The organism is Dietzia sp. DQ11-71, assembly GCF_014144995.1.
GTDB classification, from domain to species: Bacteria; Actinomycetota; Actinomycetes; order Mycobacteriales; family Mycobacteriaceae; genus Dietzia; species Dietzia kunjamensis.
This window is the reverse complement of record NZ_JAALDT010000110.1, coordinates 1-14,875: the sequence shown is the minus strand read 5'-3', so window position 1 is coordinate 14,875 and position 14,875 is coordinate 1. Positions and strand designations below refer to the sequence as shown.

The window sequence follows — 14,875 nt, the reverse complement described above, 5'->3', positions numbered from 1 at the left end:
GGCGGGGCACGGCGCGCACCCGGCCGTCGGGGTCGGTGACCGGTTCCGTGCGCACGACCCGCAGGCCCTCGGTCCGCGCGGTGCCCACGACCTCCACGGGCGCGGTCGCGAAACGCAGGATGATCCGGCGACGAGGGGTCGTCTCCGCGGTCCCGCGGCTCGGCCGGTCGGCGATCCGGGCAAGGAGTTCCAGCTTCAGGCGGCCCTGTCTGGTGGTCGCGGCGTCCGGGTCGATGCCGTCGGGGGCGTCGACGCGCAGGTCGATGTCCTCACGTGCGTCGAGACCGACCAGCTCGGGCAGGGTGAACGCCGCGTGCTCGGGGCCGCGACGGCCGAGAACCACGACCTCGCGGACCCGGCTTCCCCGCAGCGCCTCGAGGGAATGGCGGGCGATGGAGGTGCCCGCGAGCCGCTCCGGGTCGGTGGCCAGGATCCGGGCGACGTCCAGTGCCACGTTGCCGTTGCCGACGATCACCGCCCGCTCGTGATCCAGCGGGACGTCGGCGTCGGCGTGGTCGGGATGGTCGTTGTACCACCCGACGACCCGCGTGGCCGACGTGCTCCCCGGCAGGTCGACCCCCGGGATGTCCAGGGGGCGGTCCGTGCCGGCCCCGGTCGCGTACACCACCGCATGGTGGTGGGCCGCCAACTCCTCGGCGGTGATGTCCTCGCCGACGTGCACGCCGAGCCGGTAGCCGAACCCGGGCTGCTCCTCGATCGCGGTGAACAGGTCCGCGACCGCGCGGGTGCTGGTGTGGTCGGGCGCCACCCCGTGCCGGGCGAGCCCGTGGGGGACGGGGAGCCGATCGAACACCGTCACCTCCACGCCGGGCTGGCGGAGGAGGTCGTCGGCCGCGTACAGCGCGGCGGGGCCGGCTCCCACGACCGCGACCCGCAGGGTTGTCCGGGTGGGACCGAGGCGGACGATCGTGGGGACGCGGGCCTGGGGCCTTCTCGGCCGGTCGTCCCCGGTCAGTGCCTCGTTGATCCCGAGGAAGTCCTGCTGCTCGGGGGCCAGCGCGGTGTGCGGGACGATCGCCCCGACCGGGCACGCCCCCACGCACGCCCCGCAGTCCACGCAGGACACCGGGTCGATGTAGAGCATCTCGGCGGTGGCGAAGTCCGGCTCGTCGGGGGTCGGGTGGATGCAGTTGACCGGGCAGGCGTGGACGCATGAGGCGTCCGCGCAGCAGGCCTGTGTGACGACGTGGGGCATGTCGGCGGCCTAGTCGCGGAACGCCACGGGCGGCTCGCCGCGGTACCGGGAGGGGCGCCCGTCGATCTTCAGGGCCTTCCACACCCGCCGCGCGGCCGGGTTCATCAGGCCCGAGTCCTCGGCGAGCTTGCGGACGTCGCCGAAGAGGTCCGACAGGAACCGCTGCGACTCGGGGCTGTCCCAGTACAGCTCGCGGACGACCTCGTCCGGGATGTCGAACGTCTCGCGGAACTCCTTGGTGGGCTTGAGGATCGCGTCGCACAGCACCCGCATGATCACGGGGAAGGCCAGCGACACGAGGAACGACTCGTTGCGCGACATCCGCGGGGCGTTGCGGGCCACGTAGGTGTGCGCGAACGAGATGTGCCGGGCCTCCTCGGCCACGTGGATCTCCATGATCCGGGACAGGACCGGCGGCAGGGTGTCCGAGTTGCGCAGGACCTGCTTCTGGGTGTGGTCGATGGGTTCCTCACCGGCCAGGACGCCGATGAAGAACGCCACCGGGAACGGGCCCGCGGCGAGCGGGATGATCGGGGACAGCCGCCGGATCCACCGCGCCATGCCGGGCACGTCGGCGCCGATGCGGTTCACGCCCTGCTGGAACATCTGGGTGTGGTGGCATTCCTCGGTGGCCTCGTGGGTGAGGTACCGGAACTCCGCGGCGCCGTTCTGGCTCTTGAAGACGTACTGCATGATCCCGCGGATGAGGATGTTCTCGAACTGCAGGCCGACCTTCATGATGTTGGCCTGACGCCACAGGCCGATCGCGATCTGCTTCTCCCGGGGCAGCCCCAGGTACCACGGGTGGCCGCCGAGCGGGTCGATCCCGGCGGGCAGGATCCAGCGCTCGTCGGTGGGGTCCACCGCGAAGTCCGGGTCGTCCCACGGGATGTCCTTGAAGGCGTCGAAGCTGCGGTGGACCGAGGCGTGCGACAGGCGCCGGAGCGTGTCCTCGTACTCCTCGGTGGTGGCCGACGGGGAGGGGGCGACAGCGGTCATGGCTCATCCTTCCGGTTCCCGACTCGTGGATCGGGAGCGTGGACTGCAGATCGACGGTGACAGAGTGACATCCGCGATCTATTTGTATCTGACGCTAGACACGCAGAGGCGATTCGTCAACCATTCATGAGGTTCGGTTCAGATCTGCGCGGCGGGGATCCTCGCGGCGAGACTCCGCGCGGCGAGACTCTGCGCGGCGGGGCTCTGCACGGCGGGGCGGGTCAGCCCTCGGCGAGTCCACCGCCGAGCAGCGGGCCCAGGTGGGTGCGTGCGAACGCCCGGGAGACCTCGGGGTCGTCCAGATCGATGGCGGTCGACGGCGTGAGGACGAACGAGATGACGAGGCGAACCGTGAGCTCGGCCCCGACGAGCAGTTCCTCGTAGGGGCGGGAGTCGGGGACGGTCCGCGAGATCTCGGCGGCCAGGAAGTGTGCGGCGGCGGTGATGAGCGGCGCCCCCTGCACCGTGAAGTGCGGGACGGTCGCCTCCGGCTCGGTCTCCAGCAGGCGGTTGAGCAGGTCGTGGTCGCGGAGCGTCTCGACGGTGAACGCGAAGCCCTCGGTGAGCTTGTCCTCCACCGTGGCGTGGGCGTCGATCTCCCGCTGCAGGTCGGCGAGGAACCAGGCGGCTTCGCGCAGCAGCGTCGCCTCGACCAGTTCCTGCTTGTTGGCGAAGCGCCGGTACAGCGTCATCCGCGCCAGCCCGGCCCGCCGGGTGATGTCGTTCATCGTGCACCGGGCGATCCCCACGCTCTCGAACTGTGCGGACGCCGCGTCGAGGATCTGCTCCCGGATGGGGTCGTCCATCGAGGTGCCGTCCGGGAGGCTTCGCCCGGAACGCAACATCGCCAACGGGTCGGACGCGGGGGTGTCGCTCATGTGCGCGATTGTCCCACTCCGGGCGGGGTCGTGTGCCCGTGCCTGAACTCGCGTGCGGTCATCCCCCACCAGCGCCTCGCGTACTGGCTGAACGTCGTGGCGTCGCCGAGGGCCAGCGCCGAGGCGATCTGGGCCAGCGGGATCTCCGTCGTGGTGAGCAGGCGCACTGCGATGTCGCGGCGGACCTCGTCCCGCAGGGTCGCGAAACTCGTGCCCTCCCCGGCCAGCCCGCGTTGCAGCGTGCGTGGGGAGACCGAGAGCAATCTTGCGACCCGGGGCAGCGACGAGGTGCCGGTGTCGAGGGACTGGTGCAGGACCGCGCGCGTCCGTTCGGTCATGCTCCGCCGGTCCTCGGGGATGTGCTGATCCAGGTACCGCAGGGCGAGCTGCTGGACCGCCTCGTCGCCGCCGGAGATGGTGCGGCCCAAGAGGGCGGACGGTACGCGCAGTACCGCGGCCGGGGAGGACGGCGTGACCGGCGCGCCGAAGAGCGATTCGTACCGCGCGGCGTCGGTGTTGAGCGGGTTGGGCAGGTCGACGGACACCAGGCCGTAGTCCCCGCCGAGCACACTGCGCATGGCGCGGTGAAGGAAGAGCAGGACGAGATCCACCGTCTGCGGCGGGATGAGCTGCCCGGGGTCCCGGTAGCCGAACCGCACCCCCAGGATGTCGGCCTCGTCGCGCGGATCGGGCACCACGGTGATCTCGATCGAGCGGGAGTGGAAGAACAGGTACTTGGAGGTCACCTCGAGCGCCTGCGTGGTGGTCCGGGCGTTCTTCACGGCCACGGCGACCGGGCCGAGCATGTCGAGATCCTGGTGCCCGGCGACGCGCAGTCCCAGGTCGGGGCACCGGAGCTCCGCGGCAGCGGTCTCCAGCAGGAGGGCGATCGACAGGTCCTCCACCAGGATCTCGTCACTGTCGAGCGCGCCGGCGGGGAGCCCGGACCGGCGGGCCAGGTCGTCGGGGTCGCCGCCGAGTTCGGTGACCACCTGCCGGACCCCGCGCAGGCCGGCCGATCGGATGAACGCCATGGGACCACCCTGCGGCACTTGGCGCGATCGAGCAACTTATTGGCGCATTCCGGCAAGCCTGCGGTGCCGTCAGCGGATACCGTACCGGTCATGATCAATTCCACCGAGCGTCCGGACGGCCCGGGCGCAGCGCCCGGAGACCCGCTGGACCTGCTGATCGTCGGGGCGGGCCTGTCCGGCATCGACCTGGCCCACCACGTGCACGAGGCGTTCCCCGACTGGCGATGGGAGATGCACGACGCCCATGACGACCTGGGGGGCACGTGGCACACGTTCCGCTACCCCGGCATCCGCTCGGACTCGGACATGGCGACCTTCGGGTTCCCGTTCCGGCCCTGGCCACACGCCTCGACCCTCGGCAGCGGCGCGGAGATCAAGGAGTACCTCCGCGACACGGCCCGCGAGGCCGGCGCGCTGGACCGCCTGCACCTGCGCTCGTGGGTCGCCGACGCGGACTGGCGCAGTGATCACCAGCTCTACCGGATCACCTGCGTCACCGATGACGGCGAACGCATCGTGTGGGCGCGGCGCGTGCACTTCGGCTCCGGCTACTACTCGCACGCCGAGGGGTTCCGCCCCGAGTTCCCCGGCGAGGCGGATTTCCGCGGCGAGATCATCCACCCCCAGCAGTGGCCCGCTGACCTCGACTACACCGGCCGGAAGTTCGTGGTGATCGGGTCGGGCGCGACGGCCGTGACGCTGGTGCCGGCGCTCGCCGAGCTGGGCGCGGACGTGACCATGCTCCAGCGCACCCCCAGCTATGTCGGCCCGCTGCCGGAGAAGGACCTCATCAGCGCGGTGTGGCGCCGACTGCTGCCCGCTCCGTGGAGCTACCGGGCGGCGCGCCTCAACCACGGTGCGCGGGACACGGCCCAGTTCGTCATCGCACAGCGGCTGCCCTGGCTGTTCAAGGCGGGGCTGCGGCTCATGCAGAGGCGCTACATCTCGACCGAGCAGATCGACGAGCACTTCACCCCGCCGTACCGGCCGTGGGACCAGCGCGTATGCAAGGCTCCCGACGGCGACATCTTCCGTGCGATCCGGCGTGGTGGCGCACGGGTGGTGACCGGGCACATCGACCGGTTCACGCCCGCCGGGATCCGCCTGCGGTCGGGCGAGGAGATCGAGGCCGACGTCATCATCTCCGCGACCGGCCTGCGGCTCGAGGCGTTCGGCGGCGGCACGCTGAGTATCGACGGCGAGGCGCTGGACGTCCCGAGGTTGGCGACCTACCGCGGCATGATGCTGGCGGGCGTGCCCAACTTCAGCTTCACGGTCGGCTACATCAACTCGTCCTGGACACTGCGCGCGGACCTGGTCTCCCGGTACATGGTCAAGCTGTGGAAGGCGGGCGAGTCGGTGTACGCGCCGCGCCTTCCTGCCGGGCCGGCCGACCAGCTCCTGCTGGACTTCGACGCCGGGTACATCCAGCGCGACGGCCACAAGTTCCCCAAGCAGGGCACGACCCGGCCGTGGCGTTACGTCCAGAACTTCCTGGTGGAGATCCCCGAGCTGGCCTTCGGCGACCAGCGCCGCGAGATGGCGTTCGGGGACCGCGTGGAGCTCACCGGCGCCCGCCGTGGACCCGGGGCCGCCGGCGTCGGCCCCGACGGTGGGCAGGTCGAGGACGCACGGGATCACGAAGACGACTACGACGACGAGGTGGCCACCGCATGAGCCGATTGCTCCCACGGAAGAGTGCCGAACGGTCCGGGCGGACGGTCGCCGACGGTGGTGGCAGGCGGGTGTTCATCACCGGTGCCGCGTCGGGGTTGGGGTTGGCGCTGGCCAGGGAGTACCTGGCACTCGGGGACGAGGTGATCCTCACGGACGTCCACGCCCAGCCCCCGCCCGCCGTGCAGGAACTGGTGGGGCGGTGGACGTACCGCCGGGTCGACGTCACCTCGGATGACGACTGGCGGGCCGCCGCGGAGGAGATCGAGTCGCTGGACATCCTCGTCAACAACGCGGGGATCGCGATCGGCGGTGCGCTCGGCTCCACCTCGATGGAGGCGTGGCAGCGGATCGTGGACATCAACCTGCTCGGGGTGGTGCGCGGCTGCCGGGCGCTCGCCCCCAAGCTGGGTCGGGGTGGCCGCCTGGTCATCACCGCCTCCGCCGCCGGGCTCGTGCATGCACCCCAGATGGGCGCCTACAACGCGACCAAGGCCGCGGCGGTGGCGTTGGGGGAGACCCTGGACGCCGAGCTGCGGCCCCGCGGGGTGTCGACGTCGGTGATCTGCCCGCAGTTCTTCCGGTCCGGGTTGGCGGACTCCCTGTCCGGTGAGGACGCGCGGGCGGACGAGATGGCACGCAAGCTGCTGTCGCGGACGCGGTTGACGTCGGAGATCATCGCGCGGCGATCGGTGCGTGGCATCGAGGCCCGGCGAGTGGTGATCACGCCCGACGCCCTGGCGACGTTCTTCTGGTACTCCAAGCGCTTCACCCGCGTGCCCTTCCTGGGCTCGACGCGCCTCATCGGCAGAGTCGTGGCGCGCGGCCGCTGACCTGGCCCGGGTCCGCGTGTCAGTCGCGGGGGTAGACGAACCCGCGACGTACGTCGATCCCCACGGCCTCGCCCACCCGCGTCGGCACGGCGGTGCCCGTCGGCACGAGGACCCGCAGCTCGATGTCCCCGTGCCGACAGATGACGGTCCGACCGCTACGGCCGTACAGCGAGGTGACGAACTCCGCGCCGATCCGGTCGGGCCCGGCCCCGACCCCCGGACCGGCCCCGACCCCCGGCCCGAATTCTGATCCGGCCGCGGTCTCGACCCCGGCGCCGGGAGTGCTCAGGGCGAGCCCTGCCGGCAGGAGGGCGAGCGTCGCCGGGCCCGTCACGGACCCGGCCGGGCCGGTCAGCGCCTCGGGGCGGAGGGTCATCCCGCCGGAGTCGGACCGGAACCCGTCACCGGAGACGGTCCCGTCGACGAGCGTGGCGTCGTGCAGGAAGCCCGCGACGAACGCACTGTTCGGCGCGGCGTCGAGCTGGTCGGGCACGTCGCACTGCACCAGCCGGCCCCGGTGGAGAACGGCCACCTCGTCCCCGATCGCCAGTGCCTCACCGCGATCGTGGGTGACGTGGACCATCGTGAGGTCGTGCTCGGCGGCCAGCCGGCGGAGCATGAGTCGGAGGGACGCGCGGAGGGGTTCGTCGAGTGCGGACAGGGCCTCGTCGAGGAGCAGCACCCCCGGCCGCGCGACGATCGCCCGGGCGAGCGAGACCCGCTGCCGCTGGCCGCCGGACAGGGTGTCGGGGCGACGACGGGCGAAGTCGCCCAGTTCGACGGTCTCGAGTGCCTCCGCGACGAGTCGACGCCGCCGGGCGGCCGGGACCTTCGCACGCCGCAGGGGGTAGGCGACGTTGTCCTCCACGCTGAGGTGCGGCCACACGGCGTGGTGCTGGAAGACCATACCGAGACCCCGTTCCTCGGGCGGGAGGTGGATGCCGTCACCGACCAGGGTCCTGTCGCCGACCCGGATCGTTCCCGCGGAGGGGCGTTCGAATCCGGCGATGGCGCGCAGGAAGGTGGACTTGCCGGACCCGGACGGCCCCACGAGCGCGAGGATCCGGCCGGAGTCCACCCGCACGTCGAGGTTGTCGAGGGCGACGGTCTCGCCGAAGCGGACGCCGACGCCGTGGGCGACGAGTTCAGGCACGGATACTCCTGGGTGCGGATTCGGACCCGGTGGCGGGTCGGCTGTAGCGGGCGCCGAAGGCGGCCAGGACCAGCAGGCCCACCACCATGAGGACCACGGACAGGGCGGAGGAGGCGTTGTAGTCCCCCGCCCGCTGGTACTGGAAGATCACCACGCCGAGGGTCTGGGTGCCGGGCGCGACGAGCAGGACCGAGAGCGTGAGTTCGCGGACCGCCGTCACCGCGACCATGATCATGCCGATCCCGACCGACGGCAACGCCAGGCGCACGCTGGTGTCGAGGCGGGAGCGCAGCGCCTTCGCCCCGCCGATCCGCGCGGCCTCCTCCATCGACGAGTGGATCCCCGCGAGCGGTCCGCGGACGGTCTGGACGACGATCGCCGTGAACGCCGTGACGTACGCGCCGAGGATGACCCAGCGGGTGTTGAACAGCCCGGTGTAGCGGCCGAGGATGAGCCACCCGGTGGCGATCACGAGGCCCGGCACGGCCTGCGGGAGCAGCACCGACAGGAGCATCGGCTCCCGGTCACGACCGGCCAACCGCGTGGTGAACAGCGCGACGAGCAGGCCGAGGACGCCACAGACCACGGCGGCGCCGAGGGCGAGCACCACGGAGTTGGTCACGCCGTCGATGGTGGTCGAGGCGGTGAGCGCGCGGCGGAAGTTGTCCAGGGTCGCGGTCTCGAGGGTGAGCGGGACCCCCGGGGCGGGCAGGAGCGCCCGGACGGCCAGCCCGACGAGCGGGGCGAGGGTCACCACGACGCTGACGACCCACGCGATCACCCCGAGCGGGACGCGCGCACGGCCGAGGGCCTGGGGGTCGGCGGGACGTCCGGTGCCGCCGAACTCCACGGACCCCTTGGTGACCTGCCGGTCCAGCAGCGTGCCCAGGACGCCGAGCAGGAGCAGCACCACCCCGATCTGGGAGACGGTCTGCAGCGGTGAGGCCACGGAACCCGACTCGAGGAACCGGTAGACCATGGTGGAGAGCGTCTCGTACCCGGCCGGGAGGCCGACGATGACGGGGATGCCGAAGTCGCCGATCCCGCTGACGAAGGTCAGGGTGAACGCCGCTGCCATGGCCGGGCGGATCAGCGGCAGCGTGATGTCGACCTGCGTCCGCGACGGCCGGGCACCGGAGAGGCGGCTCGCCTCCTCCAGTTCGGCGGGGATCCTGCGCAGCGCCGCGGCCACCACGAAGTAGGCCATCGGGTAGGCGTGCAGGGTGAGGAGGAAGACCACCCCGGGCCCGCCGTAGAAGTTCCACGGGGAGAATCCCAGCACCCGGTCCACCAGGCCGCCGTCGGTGAGCAGGCCGCTCCACGCGATGGCGCCGATGAACGGCGGGATGAACAGCGGGGTGAGCAGCAACAGTCGGAGCGCGCCGCGACCGGGCAGGTCGGTGCGGTCGAGCAGGAACGCCATCAGCGTGCCGATGATGACCGCCCCGATCGCCGAGAGCAGTGAGCTGACGAGACTGTTGGCGGTGGCGCGGAGCAGGCCCTGGTCGATGAGTTCAGGGAGGTGGTTCGCCCCCAGCCCCAGGGAGATGACCAGGGCCAGGGGCAGCACCATGACGCCCGCGAGGGACGCCCACAGTGCCAGCCGGAGGGGGAGCGTCACCTACCGGACGGCGGCGTTGAAGGCGGCCACGGCCTCGTCCTGGGAGGCGGCGATCGCCTCGAGGTCCTGGTCGAACAGCGTGATGTCGGTGAGCGCCGGGGCGCCCTCGGGGGTTCCGGCGTCGTCGCGGACGGGCAGGTAGTTCTGCTCGACCGCGATCTGCTGGCCCTTCTGGGACACGATGAAGTCGAGGAAGAGCTTGGCGGCCTCGGGGTTCGGGGCGTCGGCGAAGACCGCGCCGGGCTGGGTGATGTAGGGGACGCCCTCGCTCGGGTAGCTCACGGCGATGGGCGAGCCCTGCGCGGCGAGATCGCGGACCAGGTAGTCCACCACGATGCCGACGGGCTTGGATCCCTCGGCGACGGCCTGGGAGACGGGGCCGTTCGACTCGGCGACCTGCGGGTTGTTGGCGCCGAGCCGGTTGATCCACTCCTCGCCGAGGTCGGGCTGCAGGCTCCACGCCGCTGCGTTGAAGGCGGCCGCACCGGAGACGTCCGGGTTGGGCAGGATGATCCGGTCGAGGTACTCCGGTTCGGCCAGCTCGGCCCAGGACGTGGGCGGGTCCGTGACGTCGCCTGTGTTGTAGGCGATCACGGTGGGGATGATGCGGGTGCCGACGTAGAACCCGTCCGGGTCGACGGCGACATCCTCGATGGCGTCGGCCTCGCTCGGCTCGAACTCCTGGAAGAGGTCCTGGTCCTTGTACTGCTCGAACGTCGGGACGTCGGCCGCGAGCAGGATGTCGGCGGCCACCGCGCCGGTGCTCCGCTCCGCCTCGATGCGGGCCTTGAGGTCGCCGGTGCCCGCACGGAAGACCTTCACCTCGATGTCCGGCTGCTCCTCGTTGAACGCGGAGATGATCTCGTCGATCTTGGCCTGGGGTTCCGAGGTGTACAGGGTGACCTCCCCGGACGCGGCCGCGGAGTCGGACGTCGCGCCGGAGCCCGTGGTGGCGGGCTCGGAACAGCCCGCCAATCCGAGGGCGCCGGCCGCGAACACCGCGACCGACGCCAGAACCGCCCGGCGACCAACAGACCTCGACACAGCGACCACTCCCAATCTAGGACCTTCGAATCGATATCCCATCCTGGCACCCGCATCGGTCGGGCTAGGGCTATCGGGGTGAATCCACGGTGAATTGGGAGCGGACGACCGACCGGATGCGTTCCGCTGCCCCGGGGTGCACGGTGGGGTCATGAGTAATTCCACTGCCATCACCGTCGAGCGCGTGATCGACCACTCGGCGGCCGAGATCTTCGAGTTCCTCTCCAACCCGGAGAACCACGCCCGTCTCGACGGGTCGGGCTTCGTCCGGGGCGACTACAAGTCCGACCGCATCCAGCAGGTCGGCGACGTCTTCTCCATGGACATGGAGGGCGAGCACATGGGCGGTGAGTACCGCATGGACAACCACGTGACCGGATTCGGCAAGGACAAGATCCTGGCGTGGCAGCCCGCGCCCGCCGGTACCGACCCCAAGGGCTGGGAGTGGGTCTGGGAGCTCGAGGCGCAGGGCCCGGACTCCACGCTGGTGCGTCACACCTACGACTGGTCCAAGGTCACGGACAAGGACGTGCTCAAGAAGGTGTCGTTCCCACTGGTGTCGGAGCAGCAGATGGAGGATTCGCTGTCCAACCTCGCCTCCGCCGTCTCCGGCTGAGCTCGGGCGTGACCGCCGGCCCGCGTCCGTAACAGCCGAAATCCACCTATCCGAGTGCGATCCACCGATGGGCCTCCGTCGGTGGATCGCACGTGGATGTGCCAATCGTGGCGGGTTGCTCCCGCCGCAGCCCCCGCCGCAGCGCGGGCTGCTCCTGCCTGTGCGCGAGCCGGCCCCCCGCGCGCGCCGGCCCCGGCTAGTCGATCTTCCGTAGCGCCGAGCCCTTGTGCATGGCCTGGTGGCCGGTCTTGTCGCTCTCGATCTCGTACTGCGGTTCGTCCGTGCTGCAGCGCCGCATGCGCCCCTTGAACTCGACGTCCTCGGTGTGGATCTCGCGGATCACGCCGCGCACCATCCCGGCCTCGGAGTTCCACTCGACGTGGTCGCCCTTCGTGTAGTCACTCATGCGGCCAGTATGTGCGCCGGGCGGCGGGAGTGCACGGCCATCTCTCCCGCCGGCTCGAGCGGGCGAGCTCACACGGGCGACCTCACGCCGGCGCGGTCAGCGCGCGCAGCATCTCGTCCCAGTGGGCCAGCGGCAGCAGGTGCCCCTGGCCCTCGTAGACCGTCAGGTGGGCCGAGGCCAGATGCGCGGCGAGCCATCGCCCGTGGTCGGGTGGGGCGATCTCGTCGTCGTCGCCGTACCAGAGCAGCACCGGCGCGGCGATGTCCTCGACCCGGAAACCCCAGGGCCCCACAAACGCGACGTTGTCCCACGCGATCGCGTCGGCGCCCCGGTGCAGCGCCTCGCGGAAGTTGACGAACAGGGCGTGTCGGGCGTCGGGGTCCGCGACCACGGCCGGGTCGCTGGCCGCGAACATCCAGTCGACCCAGGGCGTCGCCTCGTCGTCGCGGACCGAGAGCATCGCGTCGAGGAAGTCGGAGTTGCCGGTGCGGAACACCTCCGCCGCCCGGGCCGGGTCGTCGGGCAGGTGCGACAGCGCGTCGAGGTCGTTCGGCGTGAGTGATTCCCGCGCGCCCGGCCTGCCCTCGTACGGCGCGAGACCACCGCAGACCCCGACCCGCAGCACCCGCCCGGGCAGCGCCGCGGCGGTGGCCAGCGCGAACGCCCCACCCCCCGACCACGCCGACACCGCGAACCGCCCGAGGCCCAGGGCGTCGGCGATCGCCTCTACATCACGTGTGACGCCGGCCAGGCTGATCGGCCCTGCGTCCGACCGGCCGTACCCGGGTCGGTCGAATCCGATCACGCGGACGCCGGCCCGTTCGGCGAGCCTAGCCCCGAAGTCCGCCTCGAGCCGTGATCCCGGCGTGCCGTGGAAGTGGATGAGCGGCGCCCCCGCGGGATCTCCGCACTCGTGCACGGCCACCGTGCGGCCGTCGATGTCCACCCGGTGTTCGGTCATGTCGACGAGCCTAGGAGACTGCTGAACAAAGTGCGTGTCCGGCCCGCGGGGTTGGGGTGGCCCTGAAATGATGTGGGTCATGCAGGGTGAGTCGGATCGGCAGCGTGAGTTGTTGGATGTGGAGTCGGTGGCGGGGCATCTGCTCGAGCCCGGCAGCGTGTTCGCGTTGCTGGCCGAGCACCGTGACCGCTTGTTCCCGGACGAGTTGTTCGCCGACCTGTTTCCCTCGGGGCGGGGCCGGCCCTCGATCCCGGGTGAGGTGATCGCCTCGGTGATCGTTCTGCAAGCGCTGTACGGGTATTCCGACCGGGAGGCGGTAGACGCGCTGACCTTCGACCTGCGGTGGAAGGCCGCCTGCGGGTACGCAATCGATGCGAAGGGCTTTAATCCGTCCACGTTGACCTATTGGCGACGCCGCCTGGCGGCCAGCGATCGACCGCAGCGGATCTTCGAGGTGGTGCGTCAGGTCATCGCCGAGACCGGTGCGGTCAAGACCAAGACCCGCCGGGCGCTGGATTCAACGGTCTTGGATGACGCGGTGGCCCGTCAGGACACGATCACCCAGCTGATCGCCCAGATCCGGCGGGTCGGCCGTGAGGTGCCCGGGGCGAAGGAGTTGATCGCAACCGAGTGCATCCGGCTGACGGCGGTGTGCGGGCAGGACTACACCGCGGCCGGTAAGCCGCGCATCGCCTGGGATGACCAGGCCGCCCGTGATGAGTTGGTCTCCGCCCTGGTGGCCGATGCTCTGGCGCTGCTGGCAGCCCTGGATGTTCAGGCGATCACCGCCGCCGGCGGCAAGCCGGCCGAAGCGGTCGCCCTGTTGGCGCTGGTGGCAGGGCAGGACGTCGAACCGGCTGAGGATTCAGACGGCACCGACGGGCGGTGGCGCATCGCCCGCCGCACCGCCCCGGATCGGGTGATCTCCACCGTGGACCCCGATGCCCGCCACGCCCACAAGACCCGGCAGCGCCGCCAGGACGGGTTCAAGGCCCACATCGTGGTCGAGCCCGACACCGGCCTGACCACCATGTGCTCCCTGACCAAGCCCAACGGTCCGACCAACTCCGATGCCGCTGTCGGTGCGGCACTGGTCACTGCCGATCCCACCATCAGCGACGGCGAGCAGGTCGAGGTGCTCGGCGATTCCGCCTATGCCAGCGGCGACATGCTGCACACCCTGGCGGGCAAGCAGTGGCTGCCCCTGGTCAAGCCGTGGCCGCTACGGCCCGCGGTCGAGGGCGGGTTCACCCTGGATGACTTCACCTTCGACGCCGTGGCGGGCACCCTGACCTGCCCCGGCAACATCACCCGTGGCCTGTCTGCCAAGGGCACTGCCACCTTCGGGGCGGCGTGTCGTGGCTGCCCGCGGCGCCAGCGGTGCACCACCTCAGCCACGGGGCGCAAAGTCGTGCTCGGCGAGCACCACCTGCTGCAACGCCAGCACCGCCAGCGGGCCGGCGATGAGGACTTCCAGACCGTCTACCGCCAGCACCGACCGATGGTGGAACGCTCGATCGCCTGGCTGACCCGAGGTGCCCGCCGCGTGCCGTACCGCGGGGTCGAGAAGAACAACAACTGGCTCCACCACCGCGTTGCCGCCCTGAATCTGCGCCGGCTACTCGCGATGGGACTGACGAGCCAGAACGGAACCTGGGCCCTGGCCTGATCAGCGGGCCGGGGCCAGGCATTCTCGCCCCAGCAGAGGCTCGAACAACCCGCGGTGGGCGCCACGCAACTGTCGCCGAACCCAGAAATCTCAAGCCCCGCACTTCGCGCGACGGCCAACCGGACCCTCACGCACACCGGCCGTGCCAGGATCGCAGCTTGTTCAGCAGTCTCCTAGGGGTGCCTGGACATCCGGCGGGTCGACGACGACGAGGTGAGCCTTCTCACGCGACCGGTCCCGCCTGGCGTCGATCCCGCCGAACCGGTGCGGTGACCAGCAATGATCCGTCCCCGCCGTGCCCCCGTGTGCTGCTCGGCCCCGGCCCCGGACCCGCGGAGGGGGTTGCGGGGGGCCCGCCGGTCGGTTCGTAGTGTCGGCCGCCACGACAGTAGATCGACGCACGACAAGAGATCGACTCACGATACGAGACCCACAGGAGGTCACGAGGGATGCAGAAGAAGCTCGTACGAACCCTGACCGGCGCGATCATGGCCGGCGGTATCGCCGCCGGGGGCGCGTCACTGGCCGCTCCGGCGGCGAACGCGGCCCCGCCGAGCACGTGGGACCAGGTCGCGCAGTGTGAGTCCGGTGGCGACTGGCACATCAACACCGGCAACGGCTACTACGGCGGCCTGCAGTTCGCGGCCCAGACGTGGAGCGGCTACGGCGGCGGCGAGTTCGCCGCGACGGCCGACCAGGCCACGCGCGAGCAGCAGATCCAGATCGGCGAACGCGTGCTCGCGGGCCAGGGCCCGGGCGCGTGGCCGAACT

The 14,875-nt window shown here is 71.1% G+C and carries 14 protein-coding genes; 5 read left to right on the top strand and 9 right to left on the bottom strand.

All coding sequences use genetic code 11. From position 1 onward, the window contains the following. The 4 genes from G6023_RS04495 to G6023_RS04480 form a co-directional block, all read right to left on the bottom strand. Positions 1-1,216: FAD-dependent oxidoreductase (locus tag G6023_RS04495; RefSeq protein WP_182634196.1), on the bottom strand; the 1,216-nt coding region annotated here is incomplete at its 3' end. A gap of 9 nt (positions 1,217-1,225) precedes the next feature. After that, positions 1,226-2,215, bottom strand: coding sequence for an AurF N-oxygenase family protein (locus G6023_RS04490; protein WP_069389843.1), 990 nt, complete (start codon positions 2,213-2,215; stop codon positions 1,226-1,228). A 221-nt stretch (positions 2,216-2,436) separates the two neighbouring features. Next, positions 2,437-3,093 (bottom strand): TetR/AcrR family transcriptional regulator, encoded by a 657-nt coding sequence (locus G6023_RS04485; protein WP_083249769.1) that lies wholly within the window; start codon positions 3,091-3,093, stop codon positions 2,437-2,439. Then, a complete protein-coding gene (locus tag G6023_RS04480; protein ID WP_067713037.1) occupies positions 3,090-4,127 on the bottom strand; it encodes an AraC family transcriptional regulator in 1,038 nt (345 codons plus the stop codon). Before G6023_RS04480 ends, G6023_RS04485 begins: the two co-directional genes overlap by 4 nt. Positions 4,128-4,217: 90 nt before the next feature. Between G6023_RS04480 and G6023_RS04475 the strand changes: the two genes are divergently transcribed. Continuing rightward, on the top strand, positions 4,218-5,804 hold the full coding sequence (locus tag G6023_RS04475; protein WP_067713035.1) for a flavin-containing monooxygenase: 1,587 nt from the start codon (positions 4,218-4,220) through the stop codon (positions 5,802-5,804). Beyond that, the gene (locus G6023_RS04470) at positions 5,801-6,634 is read left to right on the top strand and encodes an SDR family NAD(P)-dependent oxidoreductase (protein WP_083249768.1); all 834 of its coding nucleotides are present in this window, start codon (positions 5,801-5,803) and stop codon (positions 6,632-6,634) included. Before G6023_RS04475 ends, G6023_RS04470 begins: the two co-directional genes overlap by 4 nt. A 19-nt stretch (positions 6,635-6,653) precedes the next feature. Here G6023_RS04470 and G6023_RS04465 read toward each other — a convergent pair whose 3' ends face one another. From G6023_RS04465 to G6023_RS04455, 3 genes are read right to left on the bottom strand one after another with little or no spacing between them, the layout of a single operon-like run. Next, on the bottom strand, positions 6,654-7,787 hold the full coding sequence (locus G6023_RS04465; protein WP_067713032.1) for an ABC transporter ATP-binding protein: 1,134 nt from the start codon (positions 7,785-7,787) through the stop codon (positions 6,654-6,656). Next, on the bottom strand, positions 7,780-9,360 hold the full coding sequence (locus G6023_RS04460; protein WP_187699948.1) for an ABC transporter permease: 1,581 nt from the start codon (positions 9,358-9,360) through the stop codon (positions 7,780-7,782). Before G6023_RS04460 ends, G6023_RS04465 begins: the two co-directional genes overlap by 8 nt. 48 nt (positions 9,361-9,408) lie before the next feature. Beyond that, complete coding sequence (locus tag G6023_RS04455; RefSeq protein ID WP_069389848.1) at positions 9,409-10,452, bottom strand: ABC transporter substrate-binding protein; 1,044 nt, start codon at positions 10,450-10,452, stop codon at positions 9,409-9,411. A 151-nt stretch (positions 10,453-10,603) separates the two neighbouring features. Here G6023_RS04455 and G6023_RS04450 point away from each other — a divergent pair, with 151 nt between their 5' ends. Further along, positions 10,604-11,068, top strand: coding sequence for an SRPBCC family protein (locus G6023_RS04450; RefSeq protein WP_069389847.1), 465 nt, complete (start codon positions 10,604-10,606; stop codon positions 11,066-11,068). A gap of 196 nt (positions 11,069-11,264) precedes the next feature. Here G6023_RS04450 and G6023_RS04445 read toward each other — a convergent pair whose 3' ends face one another. Both G6023_RS04445 and G6023_RS04440 read right to left on the bottom strand, forming a co-directional pair. Then, entirely contained in the window at positions 11,265-11,474 is a 210-nt protein-coding gene (locus G6023_RS04445) for a hypervirulence associated TUDOR domain-containing protein (RefSeq protein WP_069389840.1), read from the bottom strand. A gap of 82 nt (positions 11,475-11,556) precedes the next feature. Next, positions 11,557-12,435 carry an alpha/beta fold hydrolase gene (locus G6023_RS04440; RefSeq protein ID WP_163376903.1) on the bottom strand — a complete coding sequence of 293 codons (879 nt, stop codon included), beginning with the start codon at positions 12,433-12,435 and terminating at the stop codon, positions 11,557-11,559. 79 nt (positions 12,436-12,514) lie between these two features. On the opposite strand from G6023_RS04440, the gene G6023_RS04435 reads away from it, so the two are divergent. Continuing rightward, entirely contained in the window at positions 12,515-14,104 is a 1,590-nt protein-coding gene (locus G6023_RS04435) for an IS1182 family transposase (RefSeq protein WP_182634195.1), read from the top strand. Positions 14,105-14,553: 449 nt separating this feature from the next. Further along, positions 14,554-14,875 (top strand): transglycosylase family protein (locus G6023_RS04430; protein ID WP_182634194.1); only part of this gene is annotated, 322 nt, incomplete at its 3' end.

What these genes read in the sequence shown, in the direction of transcription:
- G6023_RS04490 (WP_069389843.1), bottom strand. Translation starts at nt 2,215, where the DNA reads ATGACCGCTGTCGCCCCCTCCCCGTCGGCCACCACCGAGGAGTACGAG.
- G6023_RS04485 (WP_083249769.1), bottom strand. Translation starts at nt 3,093, where the DNA reads ATGAGCGACACCCCCGCGTCCGACCCGTTGGCGATGTTGCGTTCCGGG.
- G6023_RS04480 (WP_067713037.1), bottom strand. Translation starts at nt 4,127, where the DNA reads ATGGCGTTCATCCGATCGGCCGGCCTGCGCGGGGTCCGGCAGGTGGTC.
- G6023_RS04475 (WP_067713035.1), top strand. Translation starts at nt 4,218, where the DNA reads ATGATCAATTCCACCGAGCGTCCGGACGGCCCGGGCGCAGCGCCCGGA.
- G6023_RS04470 (WP_083249768.1), top strand. Translation starts at nt 5,801, where the DNA reads ATGAGCCGATTGCTCCCACGGAAGAGTGCCGAACGGTCCGGGCGGACG.
- G6023_RS04460 (WP_187699948.1), bottom strand. Translation starts at nt 9,360, where the DNA reads ATGGTGCTGCCCCTGGCCCTGGTCATCTCCCTGGGGCTGGGGGCGAAC.
- G6023_RS04450 (WP_069389847.1), top strand. Translation starts at nt 10,604, where the DNA reads ATGAGTAATTCCACTGCCATCACCGTCGAGCGCGTGATCGACCACTCG.
- G6023_RS04445 (WP_069389840.1), bottom strand. Translation starts at nt 11,474, where the DNA reads ATGAGTGACTACACGAAGGGCGACCACGTCGAGTGGAACTCCGAGGCC.
- G6023_RS04440 (WP_163376903.1), bottom strand. Translation starts at nt 12,435, where the DNA reads ATGACCGAACACCGGGTGGACATCGACGGCCGCACGGTGGCCGTGCAC.
- G6023_RS04435 (WP_182634195.1), top strand. Translation starts at nt 12,515, where the DNA reads ATGCAGGGTGAGTCGGATCGGCAGCGTGAGTTGTTGGATGTGGAGTCG.